The sequence below is a fragment of the Shouchella patagoniensis genome, assembly GCF_002019705.1.
GTDB lineage: Bacteria > Bacillota > Bacilli > Bacillales > Bacillaceae_D > Shouchella > Shouchella patagoniensis.
Genome location: NZ_KV917377.1, coordinates 1,172,489 through 1,198,783, shown reverse-complemented (window position 1 = coordinate 1,198,783; position 26,295 = coordinate 1,172,489). Strand labels below are relative to the sequence as shown.

The 26,295-nt window shown below is 39.8% G+C and carries 25 protein-coding genes and 1 other annotated feature; of the genes, 23 read left to right on the top strand and 2 right to left on the bottom strand.

Going from position 1 to position 26,295, the window contains the following annotated elements; all coding sequences use genetic code 11:
* Positions 1-17 precede the first annotated feature (17 nt).
* The 10 genes from hemA (at position 18) to BK584_RS06430 (ending at position 10,344) form a co-directional block, all read left to right on the top strand.
* Positions 18-1,385, top strand: a complete 1,368-nt coding sequence (hemA, locus tag BK584_RS06475; protein WP_078391840.1) for a glutamyl-tRNA reductase — start codon at positions 18-20, stop codon at positions 1,383-1,385.
* Positions 1,386-1,399: 14 nt separating this feature from the next.
* Positions 1,400-2,206 carry a cytochrome C assembly family protein gene (locus BK584_RS06470; RefSeq protein WP_078391839.1) on the top strand — a complete coding sequence of 269 codons (807 nt, stop codon included), beginning with the start codon at positions 1,400-1,402 and terminating at the stop codon, positions 2,204-2,206.
* 21 nt (positions 2,207-2,227) lie between these two features.
* Complete coding sequence (hemC, locus tag BK584_RS06465) at positions 2,228-3,166, top strand: hydroxymethylbilane synthase (protein ID WP_078391838.1); 939 nt, start codon at positions 2,228-2,230, stop codon at positions 3,164-3,166.
* Positions 3,163-3,924, top strand: coding sequence for a uroporphyrinogen-III synthase (locus BK584_RS06460; protein WP_078391837.1), 762 nt, complete (start codon positions 3,163-3,165; stop codon positions 3,922-3,924). The genes hemC and BK584_RS06460 overlap by 4 nt, the downstream gene beginning before the upstream one ends.
* Entirely contained in the window at positions 3,921-4,904 is a 984-nt protein-coding gene (gene hemB / locus BK584_RS06455; RefSeq protein ID WP_078391836.1) for a porphobilinogen synthase, read from the top strand. The genes BK584_RS06460 and hemB overlap by 4 nt, the downstream gene beginning before the upstream one ends.
* Before the next feature lie 11 nt (positions 4,905-4,915).
* The gene (gene hemL, locus BK584_RS06450; protein WP_078391835.1) at positions 4,916-6,199 is read left to right on the top strand and encodes a glutamate-1-semialdehyde 2,1-aminomutase; all 1,284 of its coding nucleotides are present in this window, start codon (positions 4,916-4,918) and stop codon (positions 6,197-6,199) included.
* A gap of 130 nt (positions 6,200-6,329) precedes the next feature.
* Entirely contained in the window at positions 6,330-7,589 is a 1,260-nt protein-coding gene (spoVID, locus tag BK584_RS06445) for a stage VI sporulation protein D (RefSeq protein ID WP_078391834.1), read from the top strand.
* 7 nt (positions 7,590-7,596) lie between these two features.
* The gene (locus BK584_RS06440) at positions 7,597-8,481 is read left to right on the top strand and encodes a hypothetical protein (protein ID WP_078391833.1); all 885 of its coding nucleotides are present in this window, start codon (positions 7,597-7,599) and stop codon (positions 8,479-8,481) included.
* Positions 8,478-9,485: a spore coat protein YsxE gene (ysxE, locus tag BK584_RS06435; RefSeq protein ID WP_078391832.1), complete on the top strand. Its 1,008-nt coding sequence runs from the start codon at positions 8,478-8,480 to the stop codon at positions 9,483-9,485. The genes BK584_RS06440 and ysxE overlap by 4 nt, the downstream gene beginning before the upstream one ends.
* 151 nt (positions 9,486-9,636) lie before the next feature.
* Positions 9,637-10,344: a hypothetical protein gene (locus BK584_RS06430; RefSeq protein WP_078391831.1), complete on the top strand. Its 708-nt coding sequence runs from the start codon at positions 9,637-9,639 to the stop codon at positions 10,342-10,344.
* Here BK584_RS06430 and BK584_RS06425 read toward each other — a convergent pair.
* On the bottom strand, positions 10,341-10,553 hold the full coding sequence (locus tag BK584_RS06425) for a YszA family small membrane protein (protein ID WP_078391830.1): 213 nt from the start codon (positions 10,551-10,553) through the stop codon (positions 10,341-10,343). The genes BK584_RS06430 and BK584_RS06425 overlap by 4 nt on opposite strands.
* 157 nt (positions 10,554-10,710) lie before the next feature.
* Positions 10,711-10,933, top strand: a binding site (T-box leader).
* Between the two features lie 103 nt (positions 10,934-11,036).
* On the opposite strand from BK584_RS06425, the gene BK584_RS06420 reads away from it, so the two are divergent.
* The 12 genes from BK584_RS06420 (at position 11,037) to minD (ending at position 25,022) form a co-directional block, all read left to right on the top strand.
* Positions 11,037-13,679, top strand: coding sequence for a valine--tRNA ligase (locus BK584_RS06420; protein WP_078391829.1), 2,643 nt, complete (start codon positions 11,037-11,039; stop codon positions 13,677-13,679).
* Between the two features lie 55 nt (positions 13,680-13,734).
* On the top strand, positions 13,735-15,045 hold the full coding sequence (locus BK584_RS06415; RefSeq protein ID WP_078391828.1) for a bifunctional folylpolyglutamate synthase/dihydrofolate synthase: 1,311 nt from the start codon (positions 13,735-13,737) through the stop codon (positions 15,043-15,045).
* 211 nt (positions 15,046-15,256) lie between these two features.
* Entirely contained in the window at positions 15,257-15,985 is a 729-nt protein-coding gene (locus BK584_RS06410) for a prepilin peptidase (protein WP_078391827.1), read from the top strand.
* A gap of 44 nt (positions 15,986-16,029) precedes the next feature.
* Positions 16,030-17,130 (top strand): hypothetical protein, encoded by a 1,101-nt coding sequence (locus BK584_RS06405; protein WP_078391826.1) that lies wholly within the window; start codon positions 16,030-16,032, stop codon positions 17,128-17,130.
* A gap of 109 nt (positions 17,131-17,239) precedes the next feature.
* Complete coding sequence (locus BK584_RS06400) at positions 17,240-19,195, top strand: S9 family peptidase (RefSeq protein WP_078391825.1); 1,956 nt, start codon at positions 17,240-17,242, stop codon at positions 19,193-19,195.
* Between the two features lie 275 nt (positions 19,196-19,470).
* A complete protein-coding gene (locus BK584_RS06395) occupies positions 19,471-20,046 on the top strand; it encodes a Maf family protein (protein WP_078391824.1) in 576 nt (191 codons plus the stop codon).
* Positions 20,047-20,061: 15 nt separating this feature from the next.
* Positions 20,062-20,748 carry a RadC family protein gene (radC, locus tag BK584_RS06390; RefSeq protein ID WP_078391823.1) on the top strand — a complete coding sequence of 229 codons (687 nt, stop codon included), beginning with the start codon at positions 20,062-20,064 and terminating at the stop codon, positions 20,746-20,748.
* 245 nt (positions 20,749-20,993) lie between these two features.
* Entirely contained in the window at positions 20,994-22,025 is a 1,032-nt protein-coding gene (locus tag BK584_RS06385; RefSeq protein ID WP_078395437.1) for a rod shape-determining protein, read from the top strand.
* Positions 22,026-22,036: 11 nt separating this feature from the next.
* Complete coding sequence (gene mreC / locus BK584_RS06380) at positions 22,037-22,927, top strand: rod shape-determining protein MreC (protein WP_078391822.1); 891 nt, start codon at positions 22,037-22,039, stop codon at positions 22,925-22,927.
* Positions 22,924-23,448 (top strand): rod shape-determining protein MreD, encoded by a 525-nt coding sequence (mreD, locus tag BK584_RS06375; protein ID WP_078391821.1) that lies wholly within the window; start codon positions 22,924-22,926, stop codon positions 23,446-23,448. Before mreC ends, mreD begins: the two co-directional genes overlap by 4 nt.
* Before the next feature lie 76 nt (positions 23,449-23,524).
* Positions 23,525-24,196: a septum site-determining protein MinC gene (gene minC, locus BK584_RS06370; protein ID WP_078391820.1), complete on the top strand. Its 672-nt coding sequence runs from the start codon at positions 23,525-23,527 to the stop codon at positions 24,194-24,196.
* 31 nt (positions 24,197-24,227) lie between these two features.
* Complete coding sequence (gene minD / locus BK584_RS06365) at positions 24,228-25,022, top strand: septum site-determining protein MinD (protein WP_078391819.1); 795 nt, start codon at positions 24,228-24,230, stop codon at positions 25,020-25,022.
* A 62-nt stretch (positions 25,023-25,084) separates the two neighbouring features.
* Here minD and BK584_RS06360 read toward each other — a convergent pair whose 3' ends face one another.
* Positions 25,085-25,531: a cyclic pyranopterin monophosphate synthase MoaC gene (locus tag BK584_RS06360; RefSeq protein WP_078391818.1), complete on the bottom strand. Its 447-nt coding sequence runs from the start codon at positions 25,529-25,531 to the stop codon at positions 25,085-25,087.
* 162 nt (positions 25,532-25,693) lie between these two features.
* Here BK584_RS06360 and BK584_RS06355 point away from each other — a divergent pair, with 162 nt between their 5' ends.
* Positions 25,694-26,257, top strand: coding sequence for a biotin transporter BioY (locus BK584_RS06355; protein ID WP_078391817.1), 564 nt, complete (start codon positions 25,694-25,696; stop codon positions 26,255-26,257).
* Positions 26,258-26,295: the final 38 nt, after the last annotated feature.

Sequence of the window (26,295 nt, the reverse complement as noted above, 5' to 3'; positions counted from 1 at the left end):
TTAGGGGGCTTTATGACATGCACACGATTGTAGTAGGAGTGAATTATAAATCGGCCCCGGTAGAAATACGCGAGAAGCTCGCATTTGATGAGTTACAGCTACCAGATGCTTTGGCAAAATTGCGCTCAGCAAAAAGCATTATGGAATGTGGTATTCTTTCAACATGTAACCGTACTGAGTTGTATGTGGTAGCAGATCAGCTTCATACCGGACGCCATTTTACGAAGACCTTTCTAGCAGATTGGTTTTCGATCGACAAACAAGAAATTACACCTTATTTAACAATTAGAGAAGGTGACCATGCAGTAGAACATTTATTTCGAGTAACATGTGGGCTTGATTCCATGGTAATAGGGGAAACGCAAATTCTTGGCCAAGCCAAACAAGCCTTTTTACTTGCTCAAGAGCAAAAAGTTACTGGAACCGTATTCAACCAGTTGTTTAAACAGGCTGTCACTCTTGGTAAGCGTGCTCATTCGTCTACTGAGATCTCTACACAAGCTGTTTCAGTTAGTTATGCAGGAGTTGAACTCGGAAAAAAAATCTTTGGAAGTTTTGAAGGTAAGCATGTATTGATTGTTGGCGCAGGGAAAATGAGTGAATTAACCGCAACGCATTTACATGCAAATGGAGCAGCTTCAATTACGGTTATGAACCGAAGTGCTAGTAAAGCTGAAGACTTAGCGAAGCGTTATAATGGCCGAGCTTCTACTTTGGAACAGCTTGATGAAGAGTTGCAACGTGCAGATGTACTTATTAGTTCGACTGGTTCAAGAGACTTTGTTCTAACGAAAGAGAATACTCAGTTAGCCCTTAAGAAGAGAAAAGGGCGGCCTTTGTTTATGATTGATATAGCTGTACCTCGTGATATAGATCCTGATATTGCGTCATTTAGTGATGTATATTTGTATGATATTGATGATTTGCAAAATATTGTTGAGGCGAACAAGCTAGAGAGACAAAAAGAGGCCGAAAAAATAGAATTAATGATTGAAGCGGAAATTGATGAGTACAAGGCATGGTTAAACACGCTTGGAGTAGTGCCAATTATTACTGCTCTTCGGGAAAAGGCCTTACAGATCCAAGGTGAAACAATGATTAGTATTGAACGTAAGCTACCCCATTTGACCGAAAGAGAATTAAAAGTGCTTCGTAAACACACGAAAAGTATTGTGAATCAGCTTTTACGAGACCCACTGACAAAGGTCAAAGAGCTTGCTACTGAACCAGAAGCAAAACAATCGCTTGATCTATTCACAGACATCTTTGCATTGGAAAAACAGTTGGAGCTTCACTACAAACAAGCAAGAATAGATGAATTGGAACAAGTGTGGAAAGAGGAAAAGCGTTCCCCGCTGCAAGATAGCATCGCTTTAAGGACGTAAATTTGGAGGCGATAATGGATTTTGTTTATCCATTTACGGTAGTTCTTTATAGTTTAAGCTTGTTATGCTATTTCATTGATTTTATGGCAAACAACCAAAAAGCGAACCGAATCGCTTTTTGGCTGCTTTGTCTAGTTTGGGGTCTTCAAACAGTCTACTTCGTACTGCGGATGTTTGAGATAGGTCGATTCCCTATCGCCACACCGTTTGAGGGACTGTTTTTTTATGCCTGGTCAATTGTGACTGTATCGATCTACATAAACTGGAAAGTAAAGATGGATTTTCTTATTTTTGTTATCAATGTACTTGGATTTGCTATTATGTCTGGTAGCTTGTTTGTATCATCAGATGATTCCGTTCCACAGTCGTTGCTTGCTTCGGAACTACTTGTACTGCATGTTGTTTTTATTTTGTTGTCTTATACAGGTTTTGCTGTAGCTGCGGCTACCTCAGTTTTATATGTATTGCAACACCAACTGCTTAAAAAACGATTATGGGGAAAAAAATTATTACGATTAGGATCATTGACGCAAATTGAAAAAAGCACATTCATGACAACAGCTGTTAGTTTTCCATTTTTTCTTTCCGGTGTTGTTTGGGGTATGGTTTGGTCTTACAACCAATATGGAATTGTTTTTTGGATTGATGCACAAACACTTTTATCGATTACGGCACTTGCCGCCTACGCGCTTTATTTCTATTTGCGTTTAACAATAGTTGGAAAAGGTTACAAAGCTATATGGTTTAATTTGGTTGCATTTATTGTATTGCTCATTAATTATATTGCGAGCGGACAATATACGGATTTTCATACATGGTGAGTGTTTTTAAAGGAGGAAGTTATGCGTAAAATAGTGATTGGCACACGCCGAAGCAAATTAGCATTAACACAAACATATTGGGTTATTGACCAATTAAAACAACTTGGTGTTCCTTATGAATTTGAGATTAAAGAAATCGTAACAAAAGGGGACCGTATTCTTGATGTAACCCTATCTAAAGTAGGCGGCAAAGGGTTGTTTGTGAAAGAAATTGAAGAAGCACTTCGTTCAAAAGAAATTGATGTCGCTGTTCACTCAATGAAAGATGTTCCATCAGAATTGCTCGAAGAATTCACACTTGCTGCGATTACAGATAGAGAAGATCCACGTGATGCCCTTGTAAGCGAAAATCATGTACCATTAGATGAGCTTCCTGCTGGGGCTATAGTAGGGACTAGCAGCTTGCGTCGTTCGGCGCAGATTCTTAACAGGCGACCGGACCTGAAAGTGCAATGGATTCGTGGTAATGTAGAAACACGTTTAAGAAAGTTAAAAGAAGAAAAATTTTCTGCGATTGTGCTTGCTGCTGCTGGCTTAAACCGTCTTGGATATAGCCAGGAACTTGTAACCGAATATTTAAATCAAGATATTTGTACACCAGCAATTGGGCAAGGGGCTCTTGGTCTTGAGTGTAGAAAAAATGATGAAGAGGTTGTGGACTTACTAGGTAACCTTCATCACGAAGCTACTGGAAAAGCGGTGGTAGCCGAACGTTCATTTCTTAAGACGATGAATGGTGGTTGTCAAGTTCCTATTGGCGGATATGCCGTCTTACTTGAGGATGGGGCTATCCAATTAACAGGTCTAGTTGGGTCTCCTGACGGTAAGACGATTCTAAAAGAAACAAAAACAGGAACAAATCCAGAACAACTTGGTGTTGATATAGCCCATGTTCTTTCAAAACAGGGTGCAGAAGAGATTTTAGACGCGGTGCGTCAGGAACAACAGGGTGAGCAGTGAAACCACTCGCTGGCAAACAAATATTAGTGACACGGGGAGAACGTCAAGCACAATCGTTTGGCTCTCTTTTAGAGGAAGCTGGTGCGCACCCTTCCTTCTTGCCTTTAATTGACTTTAGAATAAGGAAGAAAACACCAGAAATGGACAAGTTGCTTGCCGATATTAATCAGTTTGATTGGATTGTATTTACGAGCACAAATGGCGTCCGATACTTCTTTACGCTTTTTGAAGGAATGCTTGAAAAACCATTAGTTGCAGCAGTTGGCACAAAAACGGCTATTGCTTTAAAAGAAAAGGGTGTTCACCCAAATCTCGTGCCGGCTTTGTACGAAGCGGGAGCGCTTGCCAATGCGTTATGGCATGTTATTGACCCTGGAGCAAAGATATTGGTTGTAAAAGGCCAGCTTGGCAGACAAACAATAAAGTGCCAGTTAGAAAAATTGGGTGTTCGTGTGACAGAGCTAATTGTTTATGACACGGTTTTGCCAGAAGAGGCAAAAAAAGAGGCACAATCCCTCAGTCAGCGGTGCTTTGATTATGCAACAGTCACTAGCGCATCAACAGCTCGACATTTGGCTACGATCCTAACGGATGTACAACTAGATGTAAAACAAATAGCTTGTATAGGTCCAATTACAGCGGGAGTGGCCAAAAAAGAGGGTTTATCTCCGCTCATAGTTGCTACAGAATATACAACTGAAGGTCTTTTGCAAGTGATGCTTAAGCAAGAGAACATGAGAAGGGGGAGCAGAAATTGAACTTAGAGTTTAAACGTCATCGTCGTCTACGCAAAAGTCCTGCGATGCGAAAAATGGTTCGTGAAACAGAGTTGAATGCAGGGGATTTTATTTACCCTATTTTTATTACAGAAGAGCAAGGGGAAAAAAAAGAAGTATCATCAATGCCAGGAGTATTTCAATTTTCACTTGATCGATTAAATGCCGAAGTAGCTGAAGTGCAAGAACTAGGGATTCCAGCGATTATCTTATTTGGATTGCCGCATCATAAAGATGAAGTTGGGTCACAAGCGTATGCAAGTCAAGGCGTCATTCAAAGGGCAACTCGACAAATTAAGCAAGCTTTCCCAGATATGATTGTTATAGCTGATACCTGTCTTTGTGAATTCACAGACCATGGACATTGTGGCTTAATTGAAGACGGCGATGTATTAAATGATGAAAGTCTTGAACTTTTAGCTAAAACAGCCGTTTCGCAAGTTGAAGCTGGTGCTGATATCATTGCACCTTCTAATATGATGGATGGGTTTGTGATTGCGATTCGACAAGGTTTGGATGAAGCAGGATATGCGCATATCCCGATTATGTCTTATGCTGTTAAGTATGCTTCTGCCTTTTATGGTCCATTCCGAGATGCAGCCAATAGCGCGCCAGCTTTTGGTGATCGGAAAACGTATCAGATGGATCCAGCAAACCGTGAAGAAGCGCTTAGAGAAGCTAGTTCGGATGTAGAACAAGGTGCTGATTTTCTAATTGTTAAACCCGCTTTGTCCTATTTAGATATTGTGCGAGAGGTAAAGAATGAAACAGGTCTACCAATCGTTGCTTACAATGTTAGTGGAGAGTACGCGATGGTAAAAGCAGCGGGACAAAATGGTTGGATTGATGAAAGAGCAGTTGCTCTTGAAAAGCTCATAAGTATGAAACGGGCTGGAGCTGATTTAATTTTGACTTACTTTGCCAAAGATGCAGCGAGATGGCTGTTGGAAGCTAACCAATAGGAGGAATCAACGTGCCAAGCTATGAAAAATCGAAAGTAGCATTTGAGCAAGCTAAACCTTTAATGCCAGGGGGCGTTAATAGCCCTGTAAGAGCCTTTAAATCGGTTGGTATGAATCCGATATATATGAAGCAAGGGAAAGGTTCTCACATTATAGATCTTGATGACAATAGTTATATTGACTACGTTCTTTCTTGGGGACCGCTTATTCTAGGTCATGCAAATGATATTGTTGTTGAACAGTTGAAGAAAGCAACTGAACTTGGGACAAGCTTTGGAGCGCCGCATGAGTATGAAACGCGTTTAGCGGAGCTCGTTATTGATCGAGTCCCTTCAATTGAAGTCGTACGAATGGTTAACTCCGGTACTGAAGCTACAATGAGTGCGCTTCGTTTGGCGAGGGGCTATACAGGGCGTAATAAAATTCTAAAGTTTGTTGGTTGTTACCACGGTCATGGAGATTCTTTATTAATTAAAGCTGGATCAGGTGTAGCAACGTTGGGATTACCTGACAGTCCAGGCGTACCGGAGTCGATTGCGCAAAACACATTAACAGTTCATTACAATGATTTGGACAGCGTTCGCTATGTGATTGACACATACGGAGATGATCTAGCTGCTGTGATTATCGAGCCAGTTGCTGGCAATATGGGGGTTGTTCCTCCTGAACCTTGTTTTCTAGAAACATTACGTGAATGGACAGAGGAGAACGGTACCTTGTTAATATTCGATGAGGTAATGACAGGTTTCCGCGTTGGGTATGAGTGTGCACAAGGGGCGTTCGATGTCACGCCTGATTTAACATGCCTTGGAAAAGTAATTGGTGGAGGTTTGCCAGTCGGAGCATTTGGTGGGAAGCGTGAAATCATGGAGCAAATTGCTCCAAGTGGACCGATTTACCAAGCAGGTACTCTATCGGGAAATCCACTAGCGATGACTGCTGGTTATTATACACTTTCGCAACTCACGCGTGCTGATTACCGTAAGTTTGAAGAGAAAGCAGCTCGTTTAGAAGAAGGGATTAGTAAAGCGGCAACTAAACACGGAATTCCTCATAGTATCAATCGTGCAGGCTCAATGGTTGGTTTGTTCTTCACAAATGAACGAGTGACTAACTTTGAAAAAGCTCAAACGTCAGACCTTGATTTGTTTTCACGGTATTTCAAAGGAATGCTTAATGAGGGTATCTCAATTGCCCCATCTCAATTTGAGGGCATGTTTTTGTCGACGGAGCATAGTGATGCGGATATTGAAGCAACAATTGAAGCGGCGGAACGTGTATTTTCTACTTTATAATAGCTAGGACATGGTTTTTTTGAAACCATGTCCTTTTTCGTTGTGAACTGGTATATTTAGCTGTTCACTTTCATAGACGTTATAGTGTACAACGTATAAAAGGACAACAATGAAATGAGGGGGAAAAACTATGACGCAAGAGCAGTCGTCAACTTTGACATTCTCCATAGAAGATTCTGTTTGGTTAAATAAAGGGCAGCAAATCGATGAAATTCTAGGAATGTCTTTAACGCCAGAAATCTATGTTAATCAAGACGGAGAGCACGTCACGATTAAAGGCGGTTTGCGCTTCATTGGCGAATATAAAGTAGAACATTCAGAAGAAGTGGAACAACCCGAACGAGAGCTAAATGTTGAAGAAGAGTCGTTTACGGAATTAAGTGATTTTAGGCAATCAGGTGAAGTTCATGTAACGAATGAGGGAACGGGTGAAATAGAACATTTATTTCCAATTGATATTACAATTCCTATGGCGCGAATTCAACATGTTGATGATATTTATGTGGAAATTGCAAGTTTTGATTATGATCTCCCTGAAAAAGGGTGCATACAACTGACTGCTGATGTATGCATAAGTGGAATGAAATCTGAAGAAGATTCACAAAAAACGATAGAGCGTGATGAGTATGAACAAGAAGATGAGCAAGAACTAGTTTATGAACAGGAAGAAGAGCAAGTGATGGAAACGGCTTTTTCATTTGAGGCTTACAAGCAGGATGATAGTGACGCAAGTGACGTGTTAGAACCGGTAAATCGTTCAAGTGATTCTGTCGAGCAGGATATTGTAGAGACTTATCGTTCTGAACCTGCTTCTGAAGTCGAGTTAACTGAAAAGGATATTGTCGAGATTGAAGCACAGACAATTCATGATGAACCAGACGAAGAGAAAAAAGAGGAACAATCAACTTTTGAGGCTTTTTCTTCTATTATGCAACAAAATGAAGATAAAGAGTCTGTAGAACGTTATGAAGAAGAATTAGAAGAAGAGACGTTAGAACGTTATGAAGAAGAATTAGAAGAAGAGACGTTAGAACGTTATGAAGAAGAATTAGAAGAAGAGACGTTAGAACGTCATGAAGAAGAATTAGAAGAAGAGACGTTAGAACGTCATGAAGAAGTGGAAGCACAAGTAGAGAACAAAAATGAAACTGAAAAACCTATTCATAAAAAGGCACGTGATGAAAATGCATCTTATTTAACAAGTATGCTACGCAATGAAGAAGAGCAGTTTTCTAAGTGGAGAATGTGTATTATTCAAGAAGCTGATACTCTCGAATCAATTGCTGAACGTTATGAACTTTCTACTAGCCAGTTAACTCGCTACAATAATTTAGCATCGGATAAGGTTGAAGAAGGGCAAATTCTCTATATTCCTGTGTCCGTAAATTAGGTGTATGATGATTGAGTTATTAAAAAAACGATATGGCTGGGAAGAGGCTATTATTGATCAAAATGGGCTAGTGCAAACGAATAGAGGATTAAAGCGTATTCATTATTGGTATGATTCAGCATTAATGAAATGGCATATTGATTGGCGTGACAATTGCAATGTCACGCCATACGTCATCATGGACCGGATGTTACGGACGATAGATGGTTCTGCTTATGTTCAATTAGATGACTGTATGGTGACGGTCCATGACGAGATAAAAGACGCTTATGGACAAATAGGACACGAAGAAAATTGGGGATGTTTTCTCGGCAGAATGATTGAATGCGGGCGCAAACATAACGTAAAAAAGAAATGGGAAAAGCTCCAATTTGAACAATTAAACGACCGGTTAAAAAATGTCTCCAAAGACCATCGGGATCAAATTAATGGGTTTATTAGGGAAGCTCAGAAACGAACTACGAATGTCTTTAAACTAATAGGGGATAATGAAGTGAATATGCCCGTTATGGATTGGCTTGAAACACCAGCAAGTGGGAAAGGCATCTTTGGGGTGCTCGTAGTAAATGGGAGTGATCAGAAGCCTGTTGAAGGTTATGAATCATTAATTCGTTTTTTGAACAAATGGTTGATCGCCCATGGTCAAGAATCGTTTCACACGTTGTTGGACAATATGAATCGTGTTGCCGTATTAACAAAAGAAGAACAAAGAGTATTGTTAGCTGAATCGTTGCGTGTACAGGAGTTAGAATCATTACTACATTTAGTTAAAGAAGATGATGAAGACGAAATGGAAAAGTTGATTCAACGAACAAGCCGACAGTGGGATGAAACAAGGCTTTTTGTTTCAAATTTAGCTACATGGCTTGATGGTAAGAAGGTGATGAATTGAATTCATTGATTGAAGCAATTATGTATTATTATGATTTGCGACCTAACTCTGTTGAACAATTAGGGAAGATAAGTCGAATAGAAACAGACCATGGCTTATTTGCTTTAAAAGAAACCGAGATTGATCGCTTGCGCGCAGATGAATTTATTCATGCAATTCGTAAGCTCGCAAAAATGAATTTCAATCAATTTATTCCCGTTATACCAACGAAGTTTGGTGAGTATACACTCTTTGCAGGAAATAAAACTTATTATTTAATGCCTTGGATTGAGCCTCTTGAATACGCTGGTAGAATCTCAATGGAAGAAGTCCTTTCAGATCATATGGGAATTATTCATCGTATGACCGTTAAAACACAAACGGCTTCTAAGGAAATGCTCGATCATTCATGTGAGCGGTTGCTCTCAAGGTGGGAATTGCATGCGCTAGAGTTATCAAGGTTTGCTGATCAAGCGGAAATGAAAGGGTACATCTCTCCTTTTGAGTTATCGTTTTTAACACATTATGGTATGGTAGAACAGCTGTCACAAGCGGCCAGTCATCATTTAGAAAAGTGGTATGAGGCAACTTTAGAAAAGGGTTCGTATCGCAGTGTTTTAACACATGGGCAACTATCGAGGCAACATGCGATGCCTACAGCTGATAATGAGTTGTTGTTATTAAATTTTGAACAAGCAAGTTTAGATACACCAGCTCGTGATATTGCAAGCTTTTGCAGGCGGGGTTTCCCTTTTGCTCTTTGGTCTGAAGATGAGGTATTTCGTTGGTTTAACCGTTACCAACAGCATTTGCCCCTACTAGATCCAGAAAAGCATTTGATTTGTGCCTATCTATTGTTCCCTGAACCCATTTATTATGCAGTGCAAGACTATCAAAATGGGGGCAATGAATTTGAGCTTGTACAAAAATTAGAAAAGCGTATTATAGCAATGAGGAAGGTCCAGCGTCTTGTGCCTAAGCTTGCGCCAACTGAAATAGAGGAAGAGCCAACAAGCCATCAGTGACGGACTGAGGGCTTGTTATTTTGATGATTTTACACTTGCAAATGAGTCGCCATTTTTTGTTTAATGTAGTAAGAGATGTTATCGTATGCGATTTGTGAGTAGCTTTGATAAGAAGTGAAGAAGATAAGCCAAAGGCAGGTGAATGGTGTTAATGAAGAAAGAATACGTTGAACAGGAAATTGAACGGCGACTAAATCAATTAAGTGATGAAAAGAAAAGCGTATTTCGTGATGCATATAATTATATACGTTCTGCACCAGTTTCTGACAAAAAGGCTGACAAAATGCTTATTCAACTTTTGGATGAATGGCTCTATGCAGAGAAGGAAGGTCTCGCTATAGACCTTACAAAGAAAACGATTAATGATTATTGTCAAAAACGTCTTGCCCATGTACCAGAAGCCTCAATAAAATTAAAGGTTGCTTGGGCGTTGCGAGGCTGTTTTATGGTTTTTTGTGTGATTTTTTTCATTCATATTATCATACAATTTATTGGCATATTTGATAATTCTGTTCAAACAACTGCTTTTTCTTTTTTACCATTCTTTCTTCTGGGGATATTTGGTTTATTCGGTGTTTATTTAATTGATATTGCAAAAAAACAAAAACGGACCCTACTTTGGAAATCCTTTGGTTTTGTTTTTCAGTTCGTTGGTATTGTTTTGTTTTTAGCGAGCATGAGATTCTGGGATTCTGTTCTTAAGGTTGACCTCACATTGCCATTAGCCATCTTCTTATTAATTCCTGCAGTTGCAGGTGTTTATTTATTAGGACGCTGGAAAGAAATGTTAGAGAGAGAAGAGGAAAAGCGAGATAGCGATGATGTACGACGTTATTCAGCTGGTAACCCCCCTCATTAAAAAATGCCACAGAAGTAACATAAAAGTAGCACAATCATGCAAGCTAGCAGAAATAAATCAAAAGCTGTTGGTAGAAACAATGTTCGTAGCAATTGAAAGACAATAATTGGTGGTATGAATTGAATAATAATCAGTTTAAATGATCCAAACCGTTTAGGTCGACCTGGCGGTGGACATGGTGGGGGATATCCTTTAAAACGTTTAGCCATGAGAACACCTCCTTTAAGTATTATGTTTAGTATATGCGTAAAAAAAGTAGCGGTGCCTAGCTTAATCATGTTTACAGGGGTATAAATAGACGAATAATCGTTTAAGCTGATATTGACGAATGACGTAGCAAACGATAAAATACGAACATATCCTATAAAATAAGCAATGATCAGGAAGAGTAAAGTGGCTGCTTCGATAGAGAGGGAGGTTCATGGCTGAAAAGCCTCCTAGATAGCAAGTACTTGAATGTCGCCTGTGAGCTGTTTCGCTGAACGCTTGAGTAAGCGAAACCGGTTTTTTGCCGTTACAAAAGTCGAGTTGCACAGTGTATTTTGCTGTGAACAAAGGTGGCACCGCGAACAATCCCTTCGTCCTTTGAGATGATTGGGTTTTTTTGACGTTTTACAGGTTTTTTGTAAAACAGACAGCATGTAAAGTAGTAAGAAGAAACGAATTGTTTATTATAAAAAGGAGGTAAATAGATGGACGGACACCATTCTATGCCAACGAAGTATGAGCCTAAAGAAACGGAGAAAAAGTGGTATGATTACTGGGTTAAGGGAGAGTTTTTTAAACCTGCTGATGATCCGAATAAAGAACCTTATTCCATTGTTATCCCCCCACCAAACGTAACAGGACGCTTACATCTAGGTCACGCGTGGGATGCGACTTTACAGGATATTCTCGCAAGAACAAAACGAATGCAAGGGTACGACACGCTCTGGTTGCCTGGAATGGACCATGCTGGAATTGCTACGCAAGCAAAAGTAGAAGGCCGACTCCGGGAAGAGGGCATCTCCAAATATGATCTTGGCCGAGAAGCATTTCTTGAGAAATCATGGGAATGGAAAGAAGAATATGCTTCGTTTATTCGAGAACAATGGTCAAAAGTTGGTATATCAGTTGATTATTCACGTGAGCGCTTTACGCTTGATAAAGGCTTATCTGATGCTGTAAATGAAGTTTTTGTGTCTTTGTATGAAAAAGGGCTTATCTATCGTGGAGAATACATTATTAACTGGGATCCACAAACTAAAACAGCTTTATCTGATATTGAAGTAATTCATCAGGAAATTCAAGGCGCGTTTTACCATATGAATTATCCATTAGCAGATGGTAGTGGAGTGATCGAAGTAGCAACCACACGTCCAGAAACCATGCTTGGTGATACAGCGATTGCTGTTCACCCTAAAGATGAGAGGTATACACATTTAATTGGAAAAATGGTCAAGCTACCAATTGTCGGCAGAGAAATTCCGATTGTTGCTGATGAGTACGTTGATCGTGAGTTTGGATCAGGTGCCGTTAAAATTACACCAGCCCACGATCCGAATGATTTTGAAATTGGCAATCGGCATGATCTACCTCGTGTGCTTGTAATGAACGAAGATGGTACAATGAATGATAACGCTGGAAGCTATGAAGGGATGGACCGTTTTGTTTGCCGGAAGCAAATTGTGAATGACCTTCAAGAACAAGGAGTATTGTTTAAGATTGAAGAACATATGCATTCCGTTGGTCATTCTGAACGAAGTGGAGCAGTTGTTGAACCTTACTTATCTACACAATGGTTTGTCAAAATGAAACCACTTGCGGATGAAGCATTAAAACTTCAGCAAGATGAAGAAACAAAAATAACATTTGTACCTGAACGCTTTGAAAATACGTATACTCGATGGATGGAAAACATTCGTGATTGGTGTATTTCACGCCAACTTTGGTGGGGGCACCGCATCCCTGCTTGGCATCATAAAGAAACGGGAGAAATCTATGTGGGCAAAGAGGCACCCGCGGATAGTCAAAACTGGGAACAAGATGAAGATGTGCTCGATACATGGTTTAGTTCAGCGCTTTGGCCTTTTTCAACTATGGGTTGGCCAAACGAGGAAGCAGCGGACCTCAAGCGGTATTATCCAACAGGTGTCCTTGTAACTGGTTACGACATCATTGCTTTTTGGGTATCTCGAATGATTTTTCAAGGGAAAGAGTTTACGGGAGAGCGCCCATTTAAAGATGTTCTCATTCATGGTCTGATCCGTGATTCAGAAGGTCGCAAAATGAGCAAATCACTTGGCAATGGTGTTGATCCGATTGAAGTTATAGAAAAGTATGGTGCTGATTCTTTACGCTTTTTCTTAGCAACAGGTAGTACGCCAGGTAATGATTTGCGTTTCTACTGGGAAAAAGTTGAATCGACATGGAATTTTGGAAATAAAATTTGGAATGCATCGCGCTTTGCCCTTATGAATATGGAAGGGTTAAAATATGAAAACATTGATTTATCGAGTGAAAAAACGATAGCTGATAAGTGGATTCTCACTCGTCTTGGAGAAACAGCTGGATCGGTAACTCGTTTAATTGACACGTATGAATTTGGAGAAGCTGGACGTACGCTTTATTCATTCATTTGGGATGATGTGTGTGACTGGTATATTGAAATGGCAAAATTAACATTGTATGGAGAAGACGAGCAAGCAAAAGAAACAACTCGCTCAGTTCTAGCGCATGTATTAGATCATACAATGCGGATGCTGCATCCTTTTATGCCATTTATTACAGAAGAAATTTGGCAGCACTTGCCCCATAAAGGTGAGTCAATCACGGTGGCAGAATGGCCTGCTCCTAATAGTGAGCTTGATTTCCCAGAAGCGGTTGTTGATATGGAATCACTCAAAGGGTTGATCCGCTCAATCCGCAATACTCGGTCTGAATTAAATGTCCCGATGAGTAAACAAATTGAATTAATGATTCGCCCAGCAAATGAAGAGATGGCCTCTCGTTTAAATAGAGGAGCTTCCTACATTGAAAAGTTTGCAAACCCAAGTACGTTGCAAATTTCAACAGATCTGGCAACGCCTGAAAAAGCGATGTCTCATGCATTAACAAGTATGGAAGTATTCTTACCGCTTGCTGGATTGCTTAATATTGAAGCAGAAGTAGCAAGGTTAGAAAAAGAAGTTGAGAAACTTGATAAAGAAGTTGAACGGATTGTGAAGAAGTTAAGCAACCAAGGATTTGTTGCAAAAGCACCTGCCCATGTTGTTGAGGAAGAAAAAGCAAAGAAAGAAGATTATGAGGCGAAGCGTCAAACGGTAATGGAACGAATTGCTGAATTAAGAGCATAATAGAGAAGCCCAGCGAAATATCCGCTGGGCTTCTTCTAAGAGAGGAAGATTCGCATTGAAAACGGCAGTTGAAGCGATCGAATGGATTCATTCGCTTTTGTCTTTTGGTATGAAGCCAGGTTTAAAGAGAATGGAATGGATGCTAGAAGCACTAAATCATCCAGAAAATGAGCTACATGCAGTACATGTTGCAGGAACAAATGGGAAAGGTTCGACTGTTAGCTTTATGCGCCATATTTTACAAGAAGATGGTTGGGTTGTGGGGACATTTACTTCACCTTATATCGAACGGTTTGAAGAACGAATATCAGTAAATGGCCAACCTATTTCAGAAGAAGATCTTGTTTGGGCGGCTTCTCTTGTACGACCATTAGTGGAGAAGCTTGCGCAAACAGAGCTTGGTTCTCCTACTGAGTTTGAAGTAATTACAACAATGATGTTTCTTTATTTTGCGCATCGAGCGCAACCAGATATTTGCTTAATTGAAGTTGGACTTGGAGGACGGTTTGATTCAACGAATGTGATTACCCCTCTCGTATCAATTATAACGATGATTGGCCATGACCATATGCATATATTAGGAGAGACACTCGGCGCCATTGCAAAGGAAAAAGCAGGGATTATAAAGAAAAATGTGCCTGTTGTTGTTGGACAAGTAGAAGGTGGAGCATTAGCGGTAATTAAAGAGAAAGCAGAATACGAACATGCTCATTTATCTTTATTAGGAGATAGCTTCTTTCTTTCTAAGCAAGAGCTCTATTCGTTTGTATATGAGGATACTGAACCAATTATGTTTAAGATAGGGATGGTAGGTAAACATCAGCATCACAATGCTGCTTTAGCTTTAAAAGCCACAATGTTACTTGAAGAAAAAGTTGGACAGTCTATTTCAAGGCGAGCGAAGCAAGTTGGCATTCAAAAAGCGACTTGGCCAGGACGGTTAGAGTGGCTAGCAAAAGAACCACCTCTTTTACTGGATGGTGCCCATAATCAAGAAGGCTTTGTTGCTCTTGCTAAAGCATTAAAAGCTCATTTTCCTAATAAATTAATACGCATGTTTATTGGTTCTACAGTTGAGAAAGACATGTCTTGGATAGTTGATGCAATGGAAGAAGCTGAACTTGTGACAACATTTTATTTTACAACGTTTGATTTTCACCGGGCAGCAGGTGCAGAAGCCTTGTATCGTCAAGCGATAACAACGTATAAAAAAAGTGAACCGAACTGGAAAGAAGCGATTCCTTGCGTTTATCAGAGCTTAACAACAGACGAAGTGTTGGTTGTGACGGGATCACTTTATTTTATCTCAGAGGTTCGTTCCTATTTGCAAAAAAACCTCCAAAGTGATGTTAAAGGTTCTAATTAGCTCAAATGGAGTTGGTCATTGCTGTATCTTCTGTCAGAAAGAAACACGGTAAAGCACCGTGCATTCACCTCTTAGCCTCTTGTTAGTTTGACAGAATTCGTCAATATGGTTTAAGCCTTCAGAATAATTCTGAAGGTTTTTTATGCAGGGATATGGAAATTACCGTCGAAATTTACGGAATAAGTAGAATGAAAGGAGGGACGTGTTTTTAATGAGTGTGTTGTTTACGATGCATGTTTACCTTTTTACGATTGGAACCGTCATTGGTTCATATTTACTTGTGGCGGCAAAACGAACCCCATTACTAGCTAGTATTTTTGGAAGGTCCTCTTGTTTATTCTGTAAAAGAAAGCTTGGTTCAGTGGATTTAGTACCCATTTTGTCTTATGTATGTTTGAGTGGGAAATGTAGAACATGTAAAAATAAAATTCCGATTATTTACCCGTTAACAGAATTTGTTTGTGGTGTTCTCTTTCTTACCGCATCGCTCCTCATAGGAGCACGACCACAACTTGCCATTGCCCTTTTTCTAATTTCTTTGCTCATCCTCGTTACACTTACAGACATTATGCGAATGGTCATCCCAAATGATGTGTTAATTGTCTTTGCAATACCATTGCTTACGTTAAGGTTTATTTTTGTACCAATTGAACTTAATGGATATTTGCTTGGGGCAGGCTTGCTCTTATTAATTATTCTTATCTGTGCAAGTATTAAGAATCAATTAGGTGGAGGCGACGTTAAGCTATTCATTCTATTAGCGATTGTTGTTGGTATTAAACCTCTCCTTTATATCATTGCACTATCGTCGTTATTAGCTCTCCTCTATGTATTACACTCACTCCTTGCTAAAAAAATAAAAAAAGATACACACATTCCTTTTGCTCCATTTATTAGTATTGCAGCTTTAATTGTCTATTTTACAATTCATGTGGTCTAAATAAAGACAAGCCTCATATGATATAGCAGAAAGGGGTGTCAATGATGCAGAATAAAAAACATACAATGTCGTTTAAATTCCCTCCTATTGCCAAGCATACGAGTCATCAACATGAGCAAACACCCGAAAATGAAACAAAACCTCCACTTGAGGTGGTTACTTGGGATGGTTCCCCTTTTGAACAAAACAAACAAGTTTCAGAAAAACATGAGGAAGATGAGTTTATACCTAAACCGGATAAGTTCATTGACTTTAATAAGAGACACGAAAAAAAGAAAGAAGAAAATGAGCCGTTTTGGGATGATGGAAACCGTTCTTTAGGTCCTAAACTACCGCCTAAAGGTCGTAAAAAGATAGGGAAACTCGACCAAATGCCATGGACACTCATCGCTGCCGTCTTATCAGCGGTTGTTGTTGGATTGGGGTTAGGAGTGGTTATGTATCAACTCGTAGTAGGTAATTCCTCAGCAACCCCTCAAGGAGAGCAAGAGGTGCCAGCGACTGCTGCAGTTGCTGCTGGGGCAGAAGCGACATCTTTTCCGACGATGCACGTTGATATTGTGCAAGGTGCTGCCTTTTCAAATAAGAAAATAGGTGAAGAGGTAGCTGCGGAAATACGTGAGGGGGGAATTCCTGCTGTTCTAACCACAGGATCAGAGTCTCAGTTTTTGTTTGTTGGTTTAGCAAGTGATCAAACGAAAGCTCAAGCATTAAGTGAACTCATTCAAGAGAAAGGACAAGATGTGTATGTAAAAACATATAAGGTGGATGGTGGAGCACCTGATGCAGAAGGCGTTGTTGCAGCTGAATGGTTTACAAAAGCATATGCTGTTTTTATGAGCTTAAATAATGTAGCATCGACCCAACTAGTGAATGAAAGTCAAAATACATTAAGTGAAGAACAGTTAAATGATCTCGCTTCAAAAGTAGATGAACTCACACAGGGGCGTGACCTAGCTTTTTCATCAATTGGTGACGAAGCAAAACCTCATGCTTTAGCGGTAAGTGATGGACTGAGTAAGGCAGAAGGTTTAATTAGTGAGTACAATGAAAGTGGGGGTGCGGATAAGTTGTGGGAAGTTCAACAAGCGTTACTTGATTCGCTAATCTCTTATGAGAAAACAGTAAATGCAATTCGTCAATAAGGCAAAAAGAGCACTTAGTAAAGTGTTCTTTTTTTTCAGAAATGTGGATTGAGTTTTCTTTCTAAACCCGAAATAATTCGGTATAATAGATTGGTAGAGGAGGGGAAAAATGAAGCAATTGAAAGCAGAATCATTATTTGAACTTAAGACAGTAACCAATCCCACATTATCATCAGATGGAAAGGTAGCTGTGGTTGTAGTCACAGAAATGAATCAAGAAAAAAATGATTACATAGCAAACTTACATTCGTTTAATCCATCTGAATGTAAACAAGAAACCGTACAACTAACGTACGGAGAAGACAAAAATATAACTCCTAAATGGGCTCCTGCAGGAGAAAAGCTTGCGTTTATGTCCAATCGTTCCGGTAAATTGCAATTGTTCGTTAAAGATGGGTTGGCTGATGCAAAGCAACTTACAGATGAAAAACAAGGGGTACTTTCGTTTGTTTGGTCCCAAGGCGGGGATAAAATTGCCTATACGTCGATGCGAGAAGAAAAAACAAATGAAGATACTGCAACTGATATACCAATACCGGTTATTGTAGATGAAATGAAATACAAATCAGATGCAAGAGGGTTACATGACGGTAGCGTGGTGCAAGTTGGGGTCTTAGATTTAAATAACGGTGAGCAGAAGTGGCTGACGAAAGCCCCTTATGATGTTCAATTACTCGATTTTTCCGCTGATTCTAATGCTGTATTAGTTGCGGCGAACCGAAGTGCTAATCGGGATTTCGCTTTTTGTTCGGATGTCTGGTTTATTGACATTAAAACACTAGAAGAGACAATGATTACAAAAGAACCCTTAGCCCTAAAAGGAGGTGCTGTCTCACCTAACGGCCAGCATGTCGTTCTTTTAGGTGATTATAGAGAATATGAAAATGCTACTCAACCTTCCTTATACCTTTTTGATCTACACTCAAAATCTAGCCAGAGTCTATCAGGAGCTACAGATGTATGGATAGGTGATGCTGTTGTAGGGGATTTTCTACAGAATACAGGATCTACTAATCAACTTAGGTTTTCAAAAGATGGAAATGCTATATTCACGCTTGTTTCAGATCAAGGTCATGTGAATTTATGGTCTTACCAACTGGATGGTTCAGTACAAAAGCTTTCTACCCTCGAAGGACATGTTAACGGGTTCGCTGTGCAAAATGAGGAAATGGTGATTACGTATAGTGACATTAATAAACCAAGTGAAGCATACCGTTTAAACGCTGCAGTTGGAACACTAGATCCTATGACTGCTCTCAATATAGAAATAGAGCAAACATATGAAATTAACCTACCCGAGCCAATTCGCTTAACTCGAAAAGATGGAAGCTTTGTTGACGGCTGGATAATGAAACCAAATGAATTACAAAAAGGGCAAACGTACCCACTGATTTTAGAAGTGCATGGTGGTCCACATGCTATGTATGCAAAAACATATTTTCATGAATTTCAAGTGCTTACAGCAAAAGGATATGGGGTATTATTTACAAACCCAAGAGGAGGACTCGGGTACGGTCAATCATTTGTTGATGCAGTGCGTGGTGACTATGGGAATGGTGATTTTCAAGATTTGATGGACATACTTGATTATGCAATAGAAGAACATAACTGGATTGACATAAATCGTTTAGGAATAACGGGTGGCAGCTATGGAGGGTTTATGACTAACTGGGTAGTTGGTCATACGGATCGGTTCAAAGCTGCTGTCACTCAAAGGTCCATTTCTAATTGGATTAGTTTTTATGGGGTTAGTGATATTGGTTACTATTTCTCTGAATGGCAAATAAAGGCGAATCTAACTGATATTGAAACACTTTGGGAACATTCTCCGTTAAAATATGTAAAAGCAATTAACACTCCGCTATTAATCTTACATGGTGAAAATGATTTACGATGCCCAATTGAGCAAGCGGAGCAATTATTTATTGCTTTAAAAAAGCAAGAAAAGGAAACTCGTTTTATTCGATTTCCACAATCAAATCATGAGTTATCTCGTAGTGGAAAACCAAATTTGCGAATAGAGCGATTAAATGCTATTACTAGTTGGTTTGATCAGTATTTATAATAAAGGTTTTTAGTTGTGTAGCTTGTCGACAAATACCCATTAAAAGGAGTTGTCGACAAGTTTTTTTGATTGTAGTGAATGTAGGTTGTTGGTCGCCAATTCATCTGATCCCGCTTTCGTTTTTCTTATAGGTGAACAATCAATGCCGCTCCATTAGATGCGAAATAATTAGTTGAACGTCTTTTGCTAATAAACGTCTTGTTTTTGCTTAAGAAGTATTGATATACTAAGATAGACCTGTACAAGATAGAGAATAGAATGTAGAGGTGACTATAATGAATACCCTTCTTTTAGCCTCCAATTCCCCGAGGCGTAGTGATTTTTTAAAGCAGTGCCACTACCAATTTTCCGTTATCCCAAGTAATGTTGATGAAACAATTCAAGAAGGACTACCACTTAAAGAGGTCGTCTGCACGCTAGCACTTCGAAAAGCAAAACATGTTGCGGCATCAAATCAAAACTCGGTTGTCCTTGGTGCTGATACGGTGGTGTCTTATAAAGGCAACCTATTAGGAAAACCTCGGTCAAAACAAGAGGCCCGAGAAATGTTAATGCTTCTTTCAGGAAACACCCACGATGTCTGTACAGGAGTTGCGATTGTGAAAGGCGAACAGGTTCGTGTTTTTTATGAGATTGCCAAAGTAACAATGACATCTATAACGACTGAGCAACTTGATCGTTATTTGCGCTCTGACGATTCGATGGATAAAGCTGGGGCTTATGGTATTCAGAGCCTAGGTGGGATGTTTGTATCTCGCTTAGAAGGAGATTTTTATACGGTTGCGGGTCTCCCTCTTTCAAGAACAGTAGAAGAGCTTGAGCGCTTTCAGATTTACCCTCATATTTCTTAAAAGGAGGCTCTATTGGTGACGGTATTTATACGTGATGTACCGCAAACAGAGCGACCAAGGGAAAGATTTGCGCGCGAAGGAGCAAAGGCGCTATCCAATCAGGAAATTATCGCCTTACTGCTTCGTTCAGGGACTAAAGAATTTTCCGCGCTCCATGTTGCTTCAGACCTCTTAATGCGGTTTTCAACATTGGCGCAGCTAAGTGAGGCTTCCATTGAAGAGATTCAAACAATTCGAGGAATTGGCTTCGCAAAAGCAATTGAATTAGCGGCAGCAATCGAATTAGGCAAACGTATTCAACGTGAAAATCGAGTTGAACGTGCAGTTATTACTTCCCCTGAAGACGCGGTCCAGCTCCTCATGGATGATGTACGCAATCTGCAGCAAGAACATTTTGTCGCTTTATACTTAAATACAAAAAATCATGTAATAAAGCAAAAAACCCTCTTTATTGGAAGTCTAAATGCAAGTATCGTTCATCCTAGAGAAGTATTTAAAGAAGCGTTGCGAACTTCATCTGCAGCCCTCATTTGCCTCCATAACCATCCGAGCGGCGACCCCGCACCTAGTCCTGAAGACATCAGTGTTACCAAGCGTTTGAATGAGGCGGGGAAGATTCTCGGCATTACTCTTTTAGATCATATTATTACTGGAGATGATTGTTTTGTCAGTCTCAAAGAAAGAGGTTTTTTGCCTGGTTGAAGATCCATGTGAAGCCTAAATAGATTTTTTTGCCTGGGGAACTTTAAGGCTATTTTTTTTGGTTGTTATTCGATATAATAAAGGGTATGAGTTTACTTAGCGACAACATATGAGTTTCTTTGATAAAAAATGATGATAAAAAATAATTAGACACGAACCTACGTGTAATTAAGGGAGGATGACTGTTTAACCATTAGGTTAGATTGCAGCAATAGTTGCTTGTTGGTTATACAGTCTATATAAACATGTTTGGAAGCAGAGATATTGGAATTGATTTAGGAACAGCAAATACACTAGTGTACACAAAAGGAAAAGGGATTGTGTTAAGAGAACCTTCAGTGGTTGCGCTTCGTACGGATACGAACTCCATTCAAGCTGTAGGGAATGACGCAAAGAATATGATTGGGCGTACTCCAGGTAATATCGTGGCTGTTCGCCCAATGAAAGATGGAGTCATTGCTGATTTTGATACAACAGCGACAATGTTAAAATATTTTATTCAACAAGCAATGAAAAACAGTTCGATGTTTAGTCGGAAGCCAGCAGTTATGGTTTGCGTTCCATCAGGCATCACCGCTGTGGAAAAGCGAGCGGTTGAGGATGCAACAAAGCAAGCTGGCGCGAAGGAAGCGTACACGCTTGAAGAACCATTTGCAGCGGCTATTGGTGCAAATCTTCCGGTATGGGAACCGACGGGTAGTATGGTTGTTGATATCGGTGGTGGTACAACGGAAGTAGCAATTATTTCCCTTGGTGGCATTGTAACAAGTCAATCGATTCGTGTTGCAGGAGATGAGATGGATGATGCAATTATTCAATACGTGAAGAAAACGTATAACTTGATGATTGGTGAGCGTACATCTGAAACATTAAAATTAGAAATTGGTTCAGCAAGCCCTGATACAGAATCAAATGAAGAAATGGATATTCGTGGACGTGATTTATTGACAGGTTTACCTAAAACCATCACAGTTACATCAAAAGAAATTTCAAGTGCTCTTTCTGATACGGTTGATACAATCATAGAAGCCGTAAAAAATACACTTGAACAATCACCTCCAGAACTGGCAGCAGATATTATGGATCGAGGAATTGTTCTAACAGGTGGGGGAGCGCTACTAAGAAATTTGGACAAAGTACTTAGTGAAGAGACAAATATGCCAGTAATTGTAGCTGAAGAGCCGCTTGATTGTGTTGCTATTGGAACTGGAAAAGCATTGGAAAACATTCATTTGTTCCGCTCTAAAGCAGGTTCAGCAAGAGCAGATTGGAAATAAAGGAGTAAGGAATGAGGTCATTTTTCTCCAACAAAAAGCTTATTGTTTTATTGGTCAGCATTATTATTTTGATGGCGCTTATAGGCTTTTCGGCGAGAGGCGACCGGAACCTATCAGAACCAGAACAAATTATGCGTGATGCCGTGGGTTGGGTTCAAAATCTAGTCTCCAAACCGGCTCATTTTTTCAGTGGTATTTATGAAAATACGCAAGAAATTATGAATATGTATGAAGAAAATCAACTTCTGCGGACGCGCTTAGAAGAGTATACTCGGATCTCAGTGGAGAAAGATTTACTCGAAGAAGAGAACGAACGATTGCGTGGCATGCTTGAAATTGATGAACGGCTAGGTGACTACTCACGTGTATCGGCAGTTGTTATTAACCGCTCCCCAGATGCTTGGGAACAATATATTGGCGTGAACCGGGGCGAGTCTGACGATATTTCTAGTGATATGGCTGTTATTGATGCACAAGGTGGTCTGGTTGGCAAGATTAGCCAAGCGAGCAAGTTTACGTCATATGTTCAGTTACTAAGCGATAACGATCCGACAAATCGTGTCTCAGCACAAGTATTGCTTGAAGATGATGAAGAGGATCCAGCGATTGGATTTATTGAGGGATATGATGTAGACAATGATTTACTTATTATGCGGAAAGTGGATGTGGAAAGTGAGATTAATGAAGGAGACAGGGTTACGACATCAGGTCTTGGAGATGTATATCCATCTGGGCTCCTAATAGGCGAAGTGGAATATGTAGAAGTGGATGAATACGGATTGTCACAAAACATCTATATTAAATCCACTGCTGATTTTTCTGCTTTAGATTATGTTTTTATTGTTCAACGTCATTTACCATCAATGGACGGGGAGTTGCTTGAAGAAGGTGAAGATGAATGAGTAGAGCCTATCTCTCTTTCGTTCTATTAATTCTTCTCGTGGCAGAGGGGACACTTCTGCCGTACACATTGCAAAACTATACCGATCCTTCTCAGTACATCGTTCCGAGGTTTTCATTGATGGCAATCGTTTTGATCGGTCTGTATTCAGGGAAACAAGCTGGTCTCGTATATGGCCTAGTATTTGGGTTAATATATGATATTGTTTATACAAATTATTTAGGGATATATATGTTTGGTTTCGCATGTCTAGGGTATGTATTCGCTGTCCCTTTAAAAGCTGTGAAAGAATCAGCTCTTTGGGCTGTTATGCTTTGTATTATTGGTGTGTTTCTATTCGAGTATTACCAGTTTGGCATCTTTTACGCACTTGGTGTTGCAGATCTATCAGGTAGTTTGTTTTTCTTGGACAGGTTGCTGCCAACATTAATCCTTAATAGTGCTTTCGCGATTTTAACTGTATTGCCTTTTCGTAAACTTGTTTATCATGTGAATGAGCAGGCGAGCTTTAGAGATCGTTAAAGCAGGAGTTTGTTCAAAGAATGTGGAATTAGTCTAAAATGATCGTACAATGGTAGTAAGCAGAGGTGAATGCGTAATGTCACAAGCAAAATCACTCGTCACGATAAAAGGAACGAAGGATGGCTTAACTTTTCTTCTAGATGATCGTTGTTCATTTGATCAGTTAGTGGAAGAACTTAAAGAAAAGCTCTCATCCAATTATTATAAAGGCGAAAAAAATGATCCCCACGTTTTTGTGAAAATTGATTTAGGGAATCGTTATTTAACTCAAACAGATCAACAAAAGCTTGAAGAAGTAATAACAGAAGGAAGTCCTTTACGGATTGAGCAGTATGAATCTGCTGTTGTTACGCTGGAAGAAGCTCAAGCAATGAAAGAGCATGCACAAACAACTACTTTGACGCGAATGATACGATCAGGACAGGTCGTTCATATTAAGGGGAACGTCTTATTAGTAGGAGATATAAACCCTGGTGGATTGTTGACGGCTACTGGTAGTATCTATGTAATGGGGGCTTTAAAAGGTAAAGCCCACGCTGGTTATGAAGGGAATTGTGATACACTTATTTGTGCGTCAGCAATGATGCCAACTAGCTTACATATTGCCGATCAATGGATCCATTTTGCAGATGAAGCTCATGAAGATGTGCAAATGCAAGCTGCTTTTGTGGATAATGAAAACGAAGGAATTCGTTTGGAGAAGGTCCAGCGCCTTTTAGATGTAGGCATCAAGGAAGCAGTTTCCTAGATTGGATGGAAGATAGAAGGGGGAAATGAGCGTGGGCGAAGCAATCGTGATAACGAGCGGCAAGGGCGGTGTAGGAAAAACGACTACATCAGCAAATATTGGAACTTCACTTGCTCTTGAAGGCAAGAAAGTATGCTTAATCGACGCAGACATTGGCCTGCGGAATCTCGATGTTGTCATGGGACTGGAGAACCGGATTATTTATGATTTAGTTGACGTTGTTGAGGGACGTTGCAAGTTGCAACAAGCTCTAATTAAAGATAAACGGTTTGATTATTTATACTTGTTGCCTGCGGCACAAACAAAAGATAAAACGGACGTTTTGCCAAAGCAAATGAAAACACTAGTTGAGGAACTCAAAGAAGATTACGATTATGTAATTATTGATTGTCCAGCGGGCATTGAACATGGGTTTAGAAATGCCGTGGCTGGTGCAGATAAAGCCATAGTGGTAACTACACCTGAAGTGTCTGCTGTGCGGGATGCCGATCGAATTATCGGTTTGCTTGAGCAAGAGGACATTGAACGTCCGCGTTTAGTGGTTAACCGTATCCGCACACATTTGGTGAAGAATGGTGAAATGCTTGATGTTGATGAGATTACATCCGTCCTTGCTATTGATCTACTAGGTATTGTTTTGGATGATGATCAAGTGATTAAGCAGTCAAATAAAGGAGAGCCAATAGCGTTACATACAACAAGCAAAGCATCTATCGCTTATCGGAATATTGCTAGACGTATTCTAGGAGAGACGATTCCGCTTATGGCTATTGAAGAATCAGATACGGTATTCTCAAAAATCAAGCGTTTGTTTGGTGTACGTTAATTTTGTTGTTAGGAAAAAGAAGAAAGCAGAACACGTTGTTTACGTGTTCTGCTTTCTTTTCATTATGTACCTTTTCTGGAAAGATAAGTAGGACCAAGGACGATGCTTTTTGATATCATTTTGCTAGAATCATAAATCGATAGCGCCGCTACTGAAGCAGCCACCATCGCTTCAGTGTCCACTGGGTTTGGATGCTTTGCTTTAATTTCTGCTTGAATAGATAATTCCCATACACCGGAACCAACTTTCCATTCAAAATAAATATGAATAAGCGTTAAATGCTTTGTATGGCAAAATGGTAAGATAGACGCTGTATTTTTAGCCGCTAAAGTCCCGGCAAATCGAGCATTTTCTAAAACGTTCCTGTCATGTAGGGGGCCGCGTTGCAGGCTTTCATAGAGCTCACGGTTTACTTGAACGCTTGATTTTGCGATTGCCTGCTGCCATACTGCGTTCATGCCAGAAATATCTGCCATTCCTATTTCAGCACTACCATGCTTACGCCTCATATTACCCCTCTTTTCCCCGTTAACAATCCACTATTTTAATCATAAGCGACACGTTTTAACAAAGTCAAGTTCTCAAGTTGTTTGTTAACCATTTTTATAAAAAGGTTGACATATATAAGCAGTCTTCGTATAGTTAAAAAAAAGAGAAAGGGTACATATATTATGTCAATTAAAAACCTTAGCATGATTGCAATGATGACTGCGATTACAGCAGTATTAGGAGCTGTACCGCCCATCGTAGTTCCAATTACTCCTATACCAATAACTATTCAATCAATCGCTCCCATGTTAGCGGGAGCTATACTTGGAGCAAAACGAGGCGCATTATCAATGATTTTGTTTATTATTTTAATTGCTTGTTCTGTGCCTCTTTTATCCGGTGGAAGAGGTGGTATTGGTGTACTCTTTGGTCCGACAGGCGGGTTTGTTTTTGGCTGGATCTTAGTTGCTTTTCTTATCGGCTTATTTGTTCGTTATTCTAAACGGTTAACTGCTTGGAAACTAATTTTAGTCAATATAGCCGCTGGAATTTGCGTGCTTTATATTTGTGGAGCGGGTTATTTATCACTAACTACGGCGTTCTCATTTAGTGAGGCTATGAAATTAAATCTAGTCTTTGTTCCAGGAGATAGTCTAAAGGCCATCGTGGCTGGATTAGTTGCAGTCCGTGTGCGACAAGCGCTATATGTAAACAGTAGCTCTACCAATAAAGTAAACACATTATAAAGATAAACAGGCGCTAAACCTCTTAAGTGGTTTAGCGC